General features: G+C 58.9%; 12 protein-coding genes. 10 read left to right on the top strand and 2 right to left on the bottom strand.

Features of this window, described 5'->3' with window-relative positions:
• Together ACNKU3_RS07275 and ACNKU3_RS07270 are read left to right on the top strand one after the other, a co-directional pair.
• A complete protein-coding gene (locus ACNKU3_RS07275) occupies window positions 1-876 on the top strand; it encodes a tyrosine-protein phosphatase (protein WP_418258756.1) in 876 nt (291 codons plus the stop codon).
• A gap of 236 nt (window positions 877-1,112) precedes the next feature.
• Window positions 1,113-3,104: a TolB family protein gene (locus ACNKU3_RS07270; protein WP_418258755.1), complete on the top strand. Its 1,992-nt coding sequence runs from the start codon at window positions 1,113-1,115 to the stop codon at window positions 3,102-3,104.
• A gap of 91 nt (window positions 3,105-3,195) precedes the next feature.
• Here ACNKU3_RS07270 and ACNKU3_RS07265 read toward each other — a convergent pair whose 3' ends face one another.
• Window positions 3,196-4,740 carry a hypothetical protein gene (locus ACNKU3_RS07265; RefSeq protein ID WP_418258754.1) on the bottom strand — a complete coding sequence of 515 codons (1,545 nt, stop codon included), beginning with the start codon at window positions 4,738-4,740 and terminating at the stop codon, window positions 3,196-3,198.
• Window positions 4,741-4,916: 176 nt separating this feature from the next.
• On the opposite strand from ACNKU3_RS07265, the gene ACNKU3_RS07260 reads away from it, so the two are divergent.
• A complete protein-coding gene (locus tag ACNKU3_RS07260; protein ID WP_418258753.1) occupies window positions 4,917-5,852 on the top strand; it encodes an alpha/beta hydrolase in 936 nt (311 codons plus the stop codon).
• A 31-nt stretch (window positions 5,853-5,883) separates the two neighbouring features.
• On the opposite strand, the gene ACNKU3_RS07255 is transcribed toward ACNKU3_RS07260, so the two are convergent.
• Window positions 5,884-6,543 (bottom strand): TetR/AcrR family transcriptional regulator, encoded by a 660-nt coding sequence (locus ACNKU3_RS07255; RefSeq protein ID WP_418258752.1) that lies wholly within the window; start codon window positions 6,541-6,543, stop codon window positions 5,884-5,886.
• A gap of 289 nt (window positions 6,544-6,832) precedes the next feature.
• Between ACNKU3_RS07255 and ACNKU3_RS07250 the strand changes: the two genes are divergently transcribed.
• From ACNKU3_RS07250 to ACNKU3_RS07220, 7 genes are all read left to right on the top strand, one after another.
• A complete protein-coding gene (locus ACNKU3_RS07250; protein WP_418258751.1) occupies window positions 6,833-7,684 on the top strand; it encodes an enoyl-CoA hydratase/isomerase family protein in 852 nt (283 codons plus the stop codon).
• Between the two features lie 247 nt (window positions 7,685-7,931).
• On the top strand, window positions 7,932-10,268 hold the full coding sequence (locus tag ACNKU3_RS07245) for a TonB-dependent receptor (protein ID WP_418258750.1): 2,337 nt from the start codon (window positions 7,932-7,934) through the stop codon (window positions 10,266-10,268).
• Between the two features lie 106 nt (window positions 10,269-10,374).
• The gene (locus ACNKU3_RS07240; RefSeq protein WP_418258749.1) at window positions 10,375-11,271 is read left to right on the top strand and encodes an NAD(P)-dependent oxidoreductase; all 897 of its coding nucleotides are present in this window, start codon (window positions 10,375-10,377) and stop codon (window positions 11,269-11,271) included.
• A gap of 39 nt (window positions 11,272-11,310) precedes the next feature.
• The gene (locus ACNKU3_RS07235) at window positions 11,311-13,068 is read left to right on the top strand and encodes a thiamine pyrophosphate-binding protein (protein ID WP_418258748.1); all 1,758 of its coding nucleotides are present in this window, start codon (window positions 11,311-11,313) and stop codon (window positions 13,066-13,068) included.
• A 76-nt stretch (window positions 13,069-13,144) separates the two neighbouring features.
• Window positions 13,145-14,590: an aldehyde dehydrogenase family protein gene (locus ACNKU3_RS07230; RefSeq protein WP_418258747.1), complete on the top strand. Its 1,446-nt coding sequence runs from the start codon at window positions 13,145-13,147 to the stop codon at window positions 14,588-14,590.
• Between the two features lie 9 nt (window positions 14,591-14,599).
• Complete coding sequence (locus ACNKU3_RS07225; protein ID WP_418258746.1) at window positions 14,600-15,937, top strand: MFS transporter; 1,338 nt, start codon at window positions 14,600-14,602, stop codon at window positions 15,935-15,937.
• Entirely contained in the window at window positions 15,924-16,766 is an 843-nt protein-coding gene (locus tag ACNKU3_RS07220) for a glutathione S-transferase family protein (protein ID WP_418258745.1), read from the top strand. Before ACNKU3_RS07225 ends, ACNKU3_RS07220 begins: the two co-directional genes overlap by 14 nt.
• The last annotated feature ends 60 nt before the right edge of the window (window positions 16,767-16,826 follow it).

Raw genomic sequence — 16,826 nt, 5'->3', positions numbered from 1 at the left:
ATGAGAGCGCTACTAAGTGCCGCTTTGCTCGCGACAGTACTGTTCAGCCCGGGAAGCTTTGCGGGGACTGTTGCCGAGAACTATTCACGTGTATTGCCCCTCGAGGGTGGGCGCAATTTTCGCGATGTGGGCGGTTACCCGGCTGGCAATCTTGAGCAGGTAAAGTGGGGGAAGCTCTATCGTTCGGGGACGCTGTACGCATTGACCGGGCGAGACTTCGATTTCCTGCACGACCGGAATATCGCACTCATCGCCGACCTGCGAACCAACGAGGAACGCGCGGCAGAGCCCACCATGTGGCAAGCCGGCGAGGCCGAAATCCTCAGTTGGAGTTACTCCCAGGGCGACATGCTGGCAGGCCTGACGCAGCTTTTCTCCAGGAAAGGGCTGACCCCGGAGGATGTCGAGCAGGTGATGATTCAGCAGTACCGCACGCTGCCGAAACAGCAGTCTGCTCACTACTCGGTAATCTTCGGGGAAATCGCGAATGGCAACCTGCCGTTGGTAGTGCACTGTTCCGCAGGCAAGGATCGTACCGGACTGGGCATTGCGTTGATCCTGACCGCGCTGGGTGTGCCGCGTGACGTGATCCTGCAGGATTACGCGATGTCCGGTAAGTACCAGCAGATTGCCGTGCTTGGTGGCAACGGCTACCAGTTCGAGGAAGGCAGTGCCCAGTCCATGATGACGACCATGCCCAAAGCGCTCACCGCGCCGCTGCTCGCCTCCAACCCCGCTTATCTGGAAGCTGCTTTGGCGGCTATCGAGGAGGAGCACGGCTCGGTGATGGCCTATATCCGGGATGAGCTGGGGGTTACCGACGAAGAACTGGATCGCGTGCGCGCCAACCTCCTGGAGCCTGGGGCCGCAAAATAACCGACCAGAAATCGCGCCGCGACTGGATCGATCGGCCGGTTCGGCCAGTCAGCGGGACAGAGCGCCGGCATGACCAGCCAGGGCGACTGATCTGCACCGCTGCGGCCTTCGGCGCTCGCTCCCCACCCCTCACTTCTCTACTCCCACTCACACCTTGAGTGCAGGGGCATTCAGATCTGGCGAACTAGTATAGTAGCGGCACTTGAACGGCAATGGCCGCAAGGATCGATTTCAATATGTTGAAAAAATTCAGAGAGATAAAAATAGCACGCCTGGTCCGCATCTCGTGCTGGGTACCGTTATGCATTATTACATCCGCATGTAACAGCGATGGCCACAACAACAAATCCGAGGCAGTCAATGAGCCAGAGACAGTCGTCATCGAGTCGCTCCCCCTGCCACCGACCGCGCCCTCGAGCGACGCCGGTTCCTGTACTTCGTCGATCAACCCCAACGGCACCGGCTGCATCAGCCTCGGGCGCGATGGCATCGACGGCGCGAGAACCTTTACTCCTGACGGAAAGCAGGTCTATGTCTCCATCAGGTTCGCCGGTGCGCCCGAAGCGCCCGATCCGGCCAGTATCTACAGTGGCGGCCAACTCATACTGGTGAAAACGGACGGCTCGACCTTCGATAATGGCGATGGCTGGCGCTGTGTCACCTGTGGTATTCCCGACGCCAACAAGGTCGGCATCAACAACCCCAACGACAACACCTACCCGGAAGCCTTCCACGATGGCATGCGGGTCAAGATGGGTACCAATATCCTCGACTGCAGCCCGCACCAGGTCTCTGACACCGCGTGCACACCCGAAAGCACGCATATCTACCCGATCATCTCGCCCTTCCTGAACTTCCGGATCATGCGGGAACTGCGGCTGCACTTGGACAATGTGCACCTGGGGTGGAACCAGTTGTTCCTCACGTCGGATCTTTCCAGCGCCACCCAGTTCGCCGCTTTCGGGCGGCTGGAATTCAATCCCGCTCCCAACTTCGGGCCGCCGGGTTACGAACTTCACAACGTGTCGTTCCTGCTCAGTCCCGAACTCGGCAAGTCCGGTCGCTTTTTCAGCATCAAATCGCCGGGCGAACTGATGTTCGAGCCGCCCGCCGGCGTGATCGGCGAATTCCGCGGATTCACACCCGATGGGAAGGAAACCCTGGGTATCGGTACGCAGGACTCGTTCAATTACGATATCTTCGCGACGAGCCTCCAGACCGGCGCATCCCGGCGCCTTACCCGCGATCCCGCCTACACCGATCCCGCAAACATCTCGCCCGACGGAAAATCCCTGGTCATCATGGACGGTCGGGTGACCGAGGAGACCGGCTATCCCGGGGCCAGCCCGGCCGGCACCGACGGCAGGCTGTACTTCGCCAGTGCGGGTATCGGCGTACCGCCACTCATCGACCTCGCGATTGCGGAGTCCATTTCCGGCATCTATACGCTGCCGGCGAGGGGCTCGTTCCTGCAGCCTTACCTGATCGATCTGCAAAAAGTGCACGCGGTGGACGATCCCGAGATACACGATGGCCAGCAACTCAACGCCGGAGGCGACCCCGACGCGGGGAGCGGCAGCATCAGCGACCCGCTGTGGCTGGGCGGTGCCGATCCGGCGTGGTCGCCGGACAGCACCGCGGTGGTGTACTACCAGCGCAGGGGCTGTAATCCCGAGCCGGCGGAGTGCCCGCCCTCGACCGAGCCGGGAGGACGTGACTCCCGACTGATGATTGCCCGGCTGACGGACCGCGAACCCAGCGAGCCGCGGCCGCAGCCGGACCCGGACCCCGTGCCCGACGAGGTGCCGTGGGGCACGCCGTATACGTTCGGCGACCCGTTGCCTCCCGTGCGCAAGATTGTGCCCAGCGGCAACTATGTTCTGATGGGGGAGAGCGGTTCGGCTGAGGTTGTGGTCACCGATGGCCCCTCCCGCTTCAACCCGGGAGAGATGGAGGTCACTTCCGTGTCAGTGATTTACAGCAATTACAGCGCGGACGGCGTCAATTTCATCGATGGCACTGAATCCGGCGAGCGCAACTCCGGAACCGGCGGTACCACGATCACGTGGCACGCGGATCTCACCTTCAGCGGACTGCACGAGGGTAGCCGCAAGACCAGAGAACCCGGTGGTTTTGTAGTGACCCTGAAGAGTCTCGGGGCGGCCGGGCAATTCTCCGGGACGCTGACGACAACGCTGGATGGAATGACATTCAATTCGCCCGAGTGAGGCCGGTCTCAGCGCTCGGCCAGCCTCGCCCGGTTCAGTTCGAGGGAATCTCCGCGGGCGGGCCCGCCGCGCTCAATCCGGTCGCTTCAGCCTAGCGGCATGCGGCGTTCGACAGCTGCGTAAACACCAGGAAGCTGACGCTGGCGGGTTCGAGTGTGATTTCTCCCGGTGTAAAGTACTTGCCCGCCAGTTCGGGCAGGCTGTCGCCCTCGAGCAGTTCCAGGGTCACGCCATTGAGTGCGGCGCCATGAGAATAGCCCGCGGCCTGCGTTAGCGTATAGCGTTCACCCGGGAAATCCACGGAGATCCGTTTCGCTGCGTCCTGGTCTGGATTGATTGCCAGCACGGTGACGGCGCCTGGAATGCCGCGATTGCAGTGAGCATAGATATTCGAGCTCGCCGCGTCCGCACCGGGATCCAGTACCGTCGTGCCCATCAGGTTGCGCCACAGCCATGCGGCCCAGTAGTCGGGGCGCGGCGCGAACGTGTGCTCGTCAAGCAGGGCGTAATCGCTCGCCGCAAGTGTATTGTGCGCGAATACCTGTACTCCCTGTCGGGCAGACCTTCCCAACTGGTCAAGGAAGCGGAAGACATCGGCAAAGGTCGTGGCCCAGGGATTGCCGCCACAGGCGGTTTCACCGCTCTCTGTGATCCACAGCGACGCCGCCGGTGCATAGCGGTCGCGCAGTGCTTTCGCCGCGCGGATACCATCGTCTATGCCCGCGAAAAAATCGGGATCGTATGCGTCGGACGGTTGGCTTCCCAACAGGGGAATATGGCAGCGCTGGGACGACGCCCCGTAATAATGGAATGAAAATTCATCCGGTTGGGGAGAGTCCTTATCCAGCAGTTGATCGGGCTTGAACGTCTCGCCACCGAAAAGATAGGCCATGGTACTCATCGGCTCACCCATTTCAACCGCGCCCGTGGCAAGTACTATCGTTTCCGGCGACGACTGTTTCAGCCAGTGATAAAAAATCGCATAGTCGCGGCGGAAGTCGGCGGGCGTATATCCCTCCGGAGGCTGGGTAAGGCCAATCATGTTTGCCTCGTTGGCGAATTCAATGCCGGCAATACGCCTTCCCAGGCTTCGGGTGTAGGCTATCAGTTGCTCCGCATTATCCGGCTGCCAGATACCGCTCTCGTCCCTTGCCCCGGCGCTTGTAGCCAGTGAGGTGAGGATTTCCGCGTCGACCGAGTCCGCAAACGCGACCGCTTTGCGCCATTGTTCGCGAGTGAGTACCGCATCGAAGCCTGCTGGCGGTTTGACCGGTGCCTCGTCGCTGTCCGCGAACCAGGTGGCATTGGCCCAGGTGCCGCTAAAGCGTACGTAGGCGGGCGCCAGTGCAGCGGCCATTTTGATCAGCCGCATGTCCGTCAGGTCGATCGGCGGCCGGTATTCATAGCGATCCTCGCCCTTTGCGGGCTCGCCGTTGATGTAGGGCGCCCAGAATCGCCCCCCCGTCACTTCGACCATTTCGACGTTATAGGACAGGAATCGATCGCTGATCCTCGCTGTCATTTGCATCGACTCGGGGGCGAGCGGCAGGGCTGCCTGCGACGATTGCCCGTGTTGGCCGCAACCGGTCAGTACGCCGATCAGTAAAGCTGGAATGACAAGGGAATTTGGCTTCATGCAGCTCCGCATTCAGCGGAATCATTTTCGTTGTTTGAAAACAGATTCGGCGTGTATGATTAGTAAAATGATAACGTTTACAGTCTCACACAGCCAATCCTACATCCTTTCCTGCACTGGAACAAACTCCCCAGGCGTATACCTGTCTTCAATCACCTGACCGCATGGGTAATGACATGATTCGAACAGCGCTCAACGCGAGTAATCGCGATTCGTTACTGCTGCTGATCGTCCTGTATTTCGGCTCGATCGCAATTGCAGTCGATAGCGCCCGGGCCGACGTCCGGACTGCCACCCTGGGGCACGACGCCATAACTATCTGGCCGGGCGCTGCGCCGGGTACCGAGTCCTGGAAAGGGGCCGAATTTTCGGGCAAGCGTTCTGTGACCAATGTGACGGTACCCACGCTCACGGTGTTTTATCCTGAACCCGGTCACGCCAATGGCAATGCCATGGTGGTTTGTCCCGGGGGTGGGTTCACTGGGCTTGCGATGATAGAGGAGGGCACGATGGTAGCCGAGTGGCTTGCGGCACGTGGAATCACCGCATTTGTACTGAAATACCGCGTGCGTCGCGATGCCCTGTCTGCAGAACCTGCCTCCACCCCTGAGGGGGAGGACTTCGACTCCCGGGCCAAAGCCCTCGAGCCCGGGCGAAAAATTGCGTTGGCCGATGCCGTGCAGGCGATGCACTACCTGAGGGCGAAGGCATCTGACTACAACATCGATCCCCGGCGTATCGGCATGGTCGGGTTCTCCGCGGGAGCCATGACTACCATGGGTGTTGTCACGGAGGGAGATGCCGATGCCATGCCCGATGTGGCAGCGTCAATTTATGGCGCCATGCCGCGCGAGGCCGTTCCCGCGAACGCGCCTCCGCTATTCATCGTGCACGCCCAGGACGACACTGTAGTGCCCCCATCAAAAAGCGTGGAGATGTATACGGCCTGGTCGCTACGGGACCTGCCGGTCGAATTGCATATTTTTGCCTCGGGGGGCCATGGGTTTGGCGCGGTGAAACATCGCCAGGCTGCAGACCGGTGGATGGCGCTGTTCGGCGGGTGGCTGGATCAACAGGGTTGGACGGAAACTGCCCCCAGGCCGTCTGAATAACACTGCCGGTCAGTACGCCGCTCCCCAGGTGTCAGTGTTCGTGCAATTCCGCGGGAGTGTACAGGTCGATGATCTCCGCGACCCGTTTTGCGGCGCTCCTGCTTACCTGGGGCTGTACCAGCGACATGGAGCCCCGAATCAGTTCGCCCTGAAAGCCGGCGCTCGTGATGAAGCCCCTGGCCCAGAGGATTGCGGTGCCCCAGGTCAGCGCAACCAGGGTCCTGGAAAGAAACTCAACATCGATTCCCCGCTTCAACTGCTTCATTTCCTTCATTTCGAGCAGCGAGGTTTTCCGGGCTTCGATGGCGTTCACGAGGAACACTTCATTCGCCGGCGAATCCTTGTCTGCACGCAGAAAGACCTTGGCCACGGCGAGTCCGGTATCCGCATCGCTGACAAAGAAACTCGCGATCGATTCAAGTCTGTGCAGGAAGCGCTCAAGGCCGGGTTCGTACTGGTCTTCCTCGAGCCCCAGATTGCGAATGCTTTCCGCGATCGAATAGAGAATCAGGTGTTCCTTGCTCTGGTAGATCTCATAGAGGGTGCTGGGGGAGACACTTGCCTGCTCCGCCACCTTGCGCATGCTCAACCCTTCGTAGCCGTCCTCTGCAAGCTGCAAGCGGACAGCGTCGAGGATGGCTTTGCGTCTGGCCCGCTGTCTCGGTGTCAGCTGTTTTTCGTTGTCGACCAATTGATCCTCCAATAACACGGTATTGCGGCGAGAACTAACGTTTGCGCGACACCGTCGTTCATTGCATGACCCCGGGGCCGCAATTCAAATTCACCGGGCACCCAGTGTAAACCTCGCTTATCCCCTCACCAAGGGTGCCGTATCGGAACTGCGCCGCGTCCGTATTCATCTGGCAAACCACATTGTAAACTAAATCATAACGTGTTACGAATATGTGCCGGCGCGCGGTGTGGCAGCCGGCACAGGCGCGTCCCCGAGAACAAGATAATATCGACCCTGGAGCAGACCGATGTCGTTAACCAGCTTTGTCCCCACTCCGGAACTGGAGTTCTATCGCCAGACATTCTCCGAACATTTCAAGATCGAACGCCGCGAGGACGGTGTCGTGACCATGCGCCTGCACACGCGGGACGGTCCCTACCAGTTGAGTGTGGAAAGCCACCGGGCGATAGGCCAGGCGCTCAAGGTCGTGGCGTCCGACCCGAAGAACGAGTTGATGATCTTTACCGGTACGGGGGAATCATTCCTTGCCGGTATCGATCCCGACGGATTTGCGCTGGAGGAGGCGGACCTCGAGTACTGGGCCTATGAGTACGCCTACAAGGACGGCAGAGTCAACGTCAGTTCACTGGTCAACGACTTCGAAATCCCGACCATCGGCGTGCTCAACGGCCCGGGTGCGCATACCGAGATGGTGTTGATGTGCGATATCACGATCTGCAGTGAGGATGCCATCATATGGGATCCTCACTATGCCATCGGTTCTGTCCCGGGTGACGGCATCCACAGCTGTTTCATCGAGATACTCGGTGTGAAGCGCGCTGCCTATGCATTGCTCACCAGTGAAGTGATCGATGCAAAAAGGGCGCTCGAATACGGCATGGTCAATGAAGTCGTGTCGCGGGATTCTCTCATGGATCGCGCCTACGAGATCGCCGATAGCATCATGAAGCAGAAGCGGGTGATTCGCCGGCTCTCGTCCCAGATTGTTCGCAGGCCGTGGAAACAGCGTGTCGCCGATGACCTCGACGGGGGCTTCGGTACCCAGATGTTCGGTCATGTCGCCAAGAAAGAGTTCGTGCACTCGAGGACCCGGGTGGATGACGTCGCGGATTCATTTGGAGTGGATGTGAACGAATAACCGCGACCCGCATCGCTACGGCGTTGCTTCCCAGACCCTCCGTCCACCCTCGTCCAGGCTGGTGGCCGGCTGAACCCTGCCACTGGCTTCGGCCTGTCTGCCGGCTGGCGGTGGCGGGGGGCGACCCTGCGCCTGATCCGGAGCCAGCGGCAATGAAATTTAATCGGAACGCGTTGCGAATTAAATCATAACGTGTTATGAATATGTCCATGTCACCAGCCACCGATAACTATAAACAGGTAGGGCTATGAAAAATAAACGTGCTAAGGCGCCGCTGCTATTCCTGCCGATGGCGTTCTGTGCTTCTTTCGGGGGGATGGCGCAGACCATGCAACTGGAGGAAGTGCTTGTCACTGCGCAACTGAGGACACAGTCGGTCCAGGATGTGCCGATTTCCATGGTCGCAGTCAGTGGTGAAATGATGGAGTCGCGTCAACTGTATAAATTCGAGAATCTGGTCCCGGACCTGCCGAACGTCGAGTTCATTTCAAGCCCGGGTCTGGACAAGGCCCTGGGTATCCGAGGCTTGTTTTCCGCTACGGGAAATCCTGCTTTCGAACAGTCAGTAGGTGTGTTTTCAGATAATGTCTACATATCCCGGGGCCGTCTGTACAACCTTACGTTTATCGACGTGGAGCGCATCGAGGTCCTGAGGGGTCCCCAGGGTGTTCTCAACGGCAAAAATTCCATAGCCGGGGCGATAAATATCCATTCGAAAGAGCCCACTGCAGAGTTCGAAGCGGGGGTGATTGCCAGCTACGAGTTTGAGAACGAGGGGTATTCCGGTGAGGCCTACGTATCGGGCCCGATGACCGATAATTTGTCCGGGCGGGCTGTCGTGAAGTACCAGGAGACGGGCGGCTACCTTGACTTCCCGCGCACCGGGCGAGAGAACCAGAACGAGTCGGAGTACCTCAGTTTCAAGGGCAGCCTGATGTACGAACCGGCGACGGATTCATCTCTGCTGCTGCGCTACAGCCGTCAGGAAGCGAAGCAATTCGGTACCGAATTCGGCCCATACCTGTTCCAGAAGAGTGTGGCAGACGCGTTGACGGCCGAGTACTTGTCGGAGGACCCCGACTTCGATTTTGTCACTAATGATGTCATCTCGAACGGCAAATTGTTGACCGTAGATAATGAGGGGAATGTCCTGGTCACCAACAAGCGTCCGGAAGCGGGTACCGACATCGATATCCTGTCGGCAGCCTTCGACCGGGAGTTTAACAACGGGGGCGAATTTACCAGTATTACAAGCTACCTGACGTACACCAGTTACGGGCTGTTGACACAGGCTTTTCGCCCCGTGGACTTCGTCGTATTTGGGGACGAAGACGAGGACGAGAGCTTCGACCAGTTCACCCAGGAATTGAGGTATGTCTCCCCAGGTGGGGAGACCATCGATTACCTGTTCGGCCTGTATTACCTGTGGTCGGAGCTGGACATCGGGAAAAATGATTCCGTCGTGAGCGCCGGTGAGCTCGCGGGGTTCGACAGCTTCAATTTTCTGCCTATCGACGATTTTTCGCAAACGACCGAGGCCATTTCGGTGCTCGGGCAGGTCACATGGAATATTACCGACCGGTTCCGCGCCTCGTTCGGTCTGCGCTATACCGCAGAAAACAAGGAGGCGGACGGTTCCCTGACACTGCTTTCTACCGACCGTTCGACAGTCGTTGGCGGGCAACCTCCAGGCAGTCCGGGCTTCAATCCGATCGCCGACCTGTTCGCCAATAACTGGGCCAACAGTTCCATGCGCAATGAAGACAACCTGGACCCATCGGTCATAGTGCAGTGGGATATCAGCGACTCGGGGATGCTGTATGCAAGCTGGACCCAGGCTACCAAGGCTGGTGGTTTTAATGCCGGAGACCTGGAAGGTATCAGTTTTGAGTACAACGAAGAGGAGGCGACGAGCTTTGAAGTGGGTGCGAAGTTGTCCTTTCTGGACGATCAGCTTCGATGGAACATCGCAGCATTCAGTACGGACTTCAAGGATCTGCAGGTCAGCGCATGGGATGCGACCGCCAATACGTTCATTACCAACAATGCCGCGGAAGCCACGATCGAGGGTTTCGAGTCGGACTTGGTGTATGCAATCAACTCCCACTGGAGAGTCGGCGGCGCAGTGGGTTACCTCGATGCCAAATACGACGACTATCCCGGGGCGAGCTGCTCGGTTGGTGAAAGTCGCGAACCGGATTGCGATGCGGACAATACCCGGAATGCCGCGGGTGACGAACTTCGGCAGGCGCCTGAATGGAGTGCCAACGCCTATGTGGAATACGTACACAGTTTTTCCAACGACCTGGAATTCGGTGTGCGGGTCACCTCCAATTATTCTGACTCCTACTACATGTCGATAACCAACGACCCATACCTCCGGCTGGGTTCGTACATCAAGACGGATGCTCTCTGCTGGGTGGGCTCGGATAGCGACAGCTGGAGGGTGTCGCTGCTGGGCAAGAACCTTTCGGATGAACGGGTGCCGTTCTTCGCAAACAGTACTCCCCTGGTAGATGAAGCCTATTTCGCTTCGGTCCAGCCAGGGCGTGAACTCTACCTGGAATTTTCATACCGGATGTAAACCGTAACCTGTTTGTGGAGTTTTCCTGCACACACTGGAGCGGGCCACAGGCTGATCCTCCCGGTATGGCGGCAAAAAAAATGCAGTATTTATTCGGAGTGATGTCATGAAAGTAGCGTTTCTTGGTTTGGGGAAAATGGGTTCGGGGATGGCGGCAAAAATACTCGATGCCGGTCTCGATCTTGTTGTTTGGAATCGGACGGCAGGAAAGACGCGTCAACTGGCTGCGCGAGGGGCCATTGCGGCCCCAACCGTGAGCGAGGCGGTCCATGAGGCGGATGTGGTAGTAACCAGCCTCATGGATGACGAGTCCATTCTCGGGATCGTACAGGGCGATGACGGGATGATTGCCAACATGAAAAAGGGCGCATGCCACATCTGTGTGACAACCATATCTCCGGGTCTGGCCGACCAACTGCTGGAGATGCACCGGGAGGCTGGAACGGAATACGTATCATGCCCGGTACTCGGGCGGCCGGATGCGGCTGCCGACGGGTCGCTGATCGCTCTTGTTGCCGGATCAGGCGCAGGTCTCGAAAACGCCGGAGCGGTAATCGATACCTTCACCAGCATGGTGTTACCGGTCGGAACCCTGCCGAGTCATGCCGCGACCATGAAGCTCTGCCTCAACTACGCGGTAATCTCCAGTATCGAGCTAATGAGTGAAATCTATACCTGCTGTGACAAGGCGGGCCTGAATCTCGAGGAAGTGGAGGGTTTCTTCAAGGTCATCTACGGATTCCCGGTGTTGCATATGTATGCGGAAAAAATAAGGAAGCGCGAGTTCGGGGATGGCGGGTTCCAAATGACGGGCGGGCTCAAGGACGTGAAACTGATGCTGGATACCGCTGCGAATTACGGCGCCAACTTCGATATCGGGGAGATCGTCGAGGAGAAGATGATCGAGGCAATCGAATCCGGTTACCGGGACCTCGACTGGAGCGCGATCCACGAAGTGACCCGGTCGAGGGCAAATCTGGACCATCACGAGCCCTTGTCCTGACGACCGCCGCCGAATACAGACGTTTTAGAGGAGGGTAAATTGAAAGAGATAAAAGGTGGTGAGCTGCTCCTGCGCTCTCTCGCAATGGAAAAGATCGAGCATGTCCATGCGATTACCGACGGGACATACATGTCGTTTCTAGAACCACTGGAACGCCTTGGCGATGAATTGGGCGTTCGCCTGGTCGTGCCGCGGCACGAGGCGGCGGCAGCGCATCTGTGCGACGGCTATTCCCGGGCGACGGGTCGGCCCGCGGTGGTCATGGCCTGTGCGGGACCGGGTGCCGCGAATCTTCTCTCCGGCCTGATCTGCGCAGAGGCGGAGGGGAGCCCGGTAGTGGCAATTACGACAACGCGGCGCAGCGATATTGGCGACTCCTACGCCCACCAGGCGGCAATGCAGGTCGGCGACCAACTCGGCTACTTCAAGGCCGCGGTGAAGTGGAGCGGCAGGATCGATCACTGGAAGCGAATCCCGGATATGGTGAGACACGCGTTTCGTGTAGCCCTGAGCGGGAGGCCCGGGCCAGTACATTTGCTGATCCCCCAAGATGTACTCGACGCCTATGGGGACCCCGGTGCTGTGGCGTTGATCGAGCCGGAACGATATCGCACCACCGCAATGTTCAGGCAGACCGCGGAGGCAGGCTCTATCGAAAGGGCGGCCAAGCTGCTCACCGGGGCGAAGCTTGTGTCGATTCGCGTCGGTAATGGCTGCGAGCGCGCCGGGGCGGGAGCCGAAGTGCGCGAGCTCGCGGAATATCTTGGCATGCCCGTTACCAAGACAGCGCGCGGCGCCGCGGTTGTTCCCTGCTGCTATCCACTGGCCCTGCACACGCTCTCGCCGGCGGCTTTCCTTGCGAACACGGAGGCCGATGTGCTGCTGGTCATAGGTACCAGGATGGGGGAGCTCAGCGGGTTTGGGCAGCCGCCTCTCTGGCCAGACACAAATAGTGCGAAAACCATCCAGATAGATTCGGAGCCGAACAATATCGGCCTCAACCGGCCCGTCGATGTCGGACTGGTTGGCGATGCCAAAGCTGTACTCCAGCAGTTGATAAGTGCGGTCAGGAAAATGACGGGACCGCGGGCGCCGCATGAGAAAATCAGCGGCTACAAGGAGATCGAGTCCCAGTGGCGCCAGGGGCTGGATGAGGTGGCTGAGAATATGCAGGAGCCTATGTGCATCGGTGCCGCGGTCAGGGAGGTCAACCGCTATTTCGGCGACGACGTTATTTTTGCCCTTGATGGCGGCAATACCAACTGGTGGGGCATTCAGTATGCAAGCGCGAGGCAGGAGCGATCGGTCCTGCAGTCCTCCAACTATGGGCACCTCGGGACGGGGTTGCCCTATGCTCTGGGCGCCAAGCTCGCTTTCCCGCATCGGCCAGTGTGCTGTGTCTCTGGCGACAGCGCGTTTTGTTTCAACATCCAGGAGCTGGAAACGGCAATCAGGGAGAATCTTCCCGTTGTTTGCGTGGTGATGGTGGACGGGGCGTGGGGCATGGAGAAAACGGCCCAACGGCGCACCTGGGGCAGGGACGCACCCTGGTTCAAGGTTTTCAATGCGGAGCAACTCCGTTTCGACAAGGTCTGCGAATCGATGGGCGGACACGGCGAGTTCGTTACCCGGGCACCGGACATCCAGCCGGCGCTGGATCGTTCGCTGGCTTCTGGCAAGGTGTCGGTCATTCACTGTGTAATCGATCCCGATTCGAATATCTGGCCGCCAGGGATCGAAGCTTGGAATGCGTTACGCAGTGGCAAGGTTGCCGAGTGGCTCTCGGGCGAGGCCTGATGTCCGTGCTGCTCTCAAGCCGCTACCTGCCACTGCCGGGTTCCAGGCCCGCCGGGTCGATGAGATGACGTTTGTCTTGCGCAACCAGAACCGCATCGATGGCGCCTGGTGTGATTCCCGCAGCGGCCGCGACTTCGTGATCTCCAATCCGGCAGACCTGAGGGACGTTGTACATCGCTACCCGCTGTCCAGTTCACGGGACGTGCTGAAGGCTGTCGAATCTGCCGCCCGGGCACAGGCCAGGTGGCGCAAGGTGCCAGTAGCGGAAAAAGCGCTGATCATGCGTGAGGCGGGCCGGCTCGTCCACGCCCACAGAGAACAGATTGCCCGATTGATTACCCGCGAGAACGGCAAGCTGTTTTCCGAATCGCTAACCGAGATCGACAGCACGATTGCCGAACTCGAATTTCAGGTGGGAGAGGGTGAGCGGCAGTTCGGCAGGGCCAACCAGTCGCACAAGGGCTCGGCATGGGGTATCACCCGTTTGCAACCCATCGGTGTGGTATCCGTCATCATCCCCTGGAATTTTCCCTTCAATGTGCCTTTCCGAAAACTGATTCCCGCGCTGATGGCGGGTAATACCGCCGTACTGAAGCCGGCCAGCCAGACCGCCGGCGTGGGAGAACTGGTCGTGCATATCCTGACCGAGGCCGGATTACCTTCCGATGTCCTGCAGTTCGTAACCGGCTCTGGCGGTGAACTCTGTAAATCGCTGGTGGCATGCGGGCCGGTGCGCGCGGTTACCTTTACCGGGTCCACCAGCGTGGGGAGGTCGATTGCACAGGCGGCCGCGCCCGGGTTTGTCCGTACCCAGCTCGAGATGGGTGGCAAGAATCCCGTTATCGCCCTCGCCGATGCGGACCTCGAACTGGTCGCCGAACAGGTCGTCGTTGGCGCCTACTCCTGCGCGGGCCAGTGGTGTACCGCCACCAGTCGGTTGATCGTGGAAGAAAGAATCAGGGATGCACTGTTGGAGAAAATTCTCGAGCGAGTGCGGAACATTGTACCCGGTCCGGGTGTGGACGCAGCAGCTACCATGGGTCCTGTCTGCGGAGAGACCCAGTTGGCTTCGGTGCTTCGGCATATAGATACTGCGAATCAGCAGGGTGCCAGGTTGTTGTTGGGTGGCGGCCGGATCATGGATGACCTACTGCAGCACGGATGTTTTGTCGCGCCGACGATTTTTGAACTGGATAGCCCTGGTCTCGACCTGGCAAGGGAGGAAGTTTTCGGTCCCGTTTTGGCAATAGAAACTGCAAAAGACTATTCACATGCGGTGGCTCTTGCCAATGACGTTCCCTACGGCCTGTCATCCTCTGTTTTCACCGCTGACCTCGACCGTGCGTTCGACTTTGCCGAGCAGATTGAAAGCGGAGTCACGCACATCAACATGCACTCGGCCTACAAGGAACCGCAATTCAGTTTTGGTGGCATCAAGGAGTCCGGATTCGGCCTACCGGAGGCAGGCAGCTCTGGAATACAGTTTTTCCAGGACGAGAAGACCGTTTACGTGAAGCGATAGAACTGTCGAGTGAATCACATAGTAAAGAGGATCGGCCCGGCCAGGTTGGCGGCATTCGCATCGTTGGAAATACCGATGTCGGCATTCCTCACACCACTGGTTGTATATATCCCGGCGTTTTATGCGGGCGAAATGGGGCTCGGCCTTACGACGGTAGGGATAATTTTTGGCCTCGCCAAATTGTGGGACATCGTCACCGACCCGATAGCCGGTATCATCACCGAGCGCTTCGGTCCGGAACGGGGTAGGTGGCGATTCTGGTTGTTGCTCTCCCTGCCACTGATGATGATCGGCGTCTATAAGGTGTTCTTCCCACCCGGCCAGGTCGAGTGGACTTACTTTGCCTCCTGGATGCTGATTCTTTATGTCGGCTGGACCCTGCTAACTATTTCGCATATCTCCTGGGGAGTGGAATTGTCCGACGATTACCACGAGCGTTCACGAATCGCGGCCTTCCGGCAGTTCGCGGCACTTGTCGGGGGGCTCGTCGTGGTATTCATCCCTGTGCTCAGTGATCAATTTGCCGGCGTCAGTGAGTCAGGGAGGATCAACTTTATCGGGCTTTTTGTCCTGGTAGCGCTACCTGTGCTGATGATGGCGACATTTTTCTGTACTCCGGTTGGGCATTCGCGACTGGATGCCGATCACACCTACCGCTGGAACGATGTGCTCACCATACTGCTGCGAAATCCCGCGCTACGCGCGCTGCTCCTGGGCAATGTGGGTGTGCTGCTCGGTATCGCGGCAATGTCCAGCGTACTGCTGTTCTATGTGGAGAGCGTCCTGCGCCTGGGAGAATGGGCGACGCTCGCGGTAGTACCCATGTTGTTTTCCGGGCTGCTGTTTTTGCCGCTGATAAGGTACCTGGCGGTGAGAATAGGCAAGCACCGGACATTCTGCCTGGTGCTGCTCTTCCAGATCCTTGTACAGCCCCTGTTCCTGCTGATCCCCGCCGGCAACGTTCACCTCACGCTGCCATGTTTCATGCTGCTGGGTGCGATCAACGGCGCGGCGGTGTTTCTGCCGCAGGCCATGATCGCGGATCTGAAGGATATCGATACCGGGTCTGGCCAGGCCCGGACCGGTGTTTACGTGGCACTGCTGCAGTCTACGAGCAAGGTCGCCTCGGCGCTGGCCGTGGCACTGATGTTCCTGGTGCTGCCGTTGACCGGTTTCGATCCGGGGCCCCAGGCGCAGAACGATCCGCAGAGCCTGGCGCGGCTGCGTTCACTGATTGCGGGCCTGCCGATGGCCTGTTTTGCGCTGGGCCTGTGGGGAATGCGCAGGTACGGCCGCTACCACCCGGCAACCTTGTCCATTGGATCCCGCAACCATGCCGGTTATTGAAACGCAGCGCGATGATATACGGGCTCTCAGGGGTGTCCACCTGTTTCATTTCGCCACCTCGAATTGTTCGCAGCGGGTCAGGTTTACGCTGGAGGAAACGGGCGTCGGCTGGACCAGCCACCATATCAACCTGATCAAGTGCGAGAACGCGACAGCGGAGTTCGTCGCTATCAATCCGAAAGGAGTGGTCCCGGTGCTGGTGCACGACGGCATAACCATTGTCGAGTCGAACGACATCATTCGCTATGTCGACGAACAGTTCGGCGGGTCTGCGCTTACGCCTGAAGCTGGCATGGACAGGGATTATCTCGAGGAAAGCCTGCAGCACTCCTCCCATTTCCAGGCGGCACTCAAGCTACTGACCCATGAATTCCTGTTCAAGCCCTTGCGGAGAATGAACGAGCGGCAGCTTGAGGACTACACAAATGGTACGGGAAATTCCGAGCTGGCAGGCTTCATGCGAGAGTTCTCGTCGAGCCAGGGCTTTGCTCACGAGCGAATCAGTCTCGCCACGCAAGAAGCACAAGACATGCTAGGTTCCCTCGAAGCCAGGCTTGAAACCCACCGATGGCTAAGCGGGCAGCTATTCGGGCTGGCAGATATCTCCTGGGTAGTAAACCTGCACCGGATGGGCCATATGCACTATCCGCTTGCCCCCTTTCCCGGGGTGCAAGACTGGCTCACGCGCACTCGCGCTAGACCCGCATTCCGGGCGGCGATTAGCCGCTACGAGTCAAGCGGGACAATAGCAATATTTAACACCTACTCGATAGTCAGGCGGCTACAGCGCTCGTCGGTCAGGTCATACATCAGCGAACTGCGTTCCTGACAGCACCTGTTCCCGGCACGTGAATATCCATCAATAGCCCTGGTGGCAGGTAATCCTGTC

It is taken from the genome of Haliea sp. E17 (assembly GCF_048323675.1).
Taxonomy (GTDB): Bacteria; Pseudomonadota; Gammaproteobacteria; order Pseudomonadales; family Halieaceae; genus Mangrovimicrobium.
The sequence above is the reverse complement of the archived record's forward strand: the minus strand, read 5'-3'. Positions and strand labels throughout refer to the sequence as shown.

Bases quoted from the DNA above. Each gene is read 5' to 3' on its own strand.
- ACNKU3_RS07275 (WP_418258756.1), top strand. From the start codon at position 1: ATGAGAGCGCTACTAAGTGCCGCTTTGCTCGCGACAGTACTGTTCAGC.
- ACNKU3_RS07270 (WP_418258755.1), top strand. From the start codon at position 1,113: ATGTTGAAAAAATTCAGAGAGATAAAAATAGCACGCCTGGTCCGCATC.
- ACNKU3_RS07265 (WP_418258754.1), bottom strand. From the start codon at position 4,740: ATGAAGCCAAATTCCCTTGTCATTCCAGCTTTACTGATCGGCGTACTG.
- ACNKU3_RS07260 (WP_418258753.1), top strand. From the start codon at position 4,917: ATGATTCGAACAGCGCTCAACGCGAGTAATCGCGATTCGTTACTGCTG.
- ACNKU3_RS07250 (WP_418258751.1), top strand. From the start codon at position 6,833: ATGTCGTTAACCAGCTTTGTCCCCACTCCGGAACTGGAGTTCTATCGC.
- ACNKU3_RS07245 (WP_418258750.1), top strand. From the start codon at position 7,932: ATGAAAAATAAACGTGCTAAGGCGCCGCTGCTATTCCTGCCGATGGCG.
- ACNKU3_RS07240 (WP_418258749.1), top strand. From the start codon at position 10,375: ATGAAAGTAGCGTTTCTTGGTTTGGGGAAAATGGGTTCGGGGATGGCG.
- ACNKU3_RS07220 (WP_418258745.1), top strand. From the start codon at position 15,924: ATGCCGGTTATTGAAACGCAGCGCGATGATATACGGGCTCTCAGGGGT.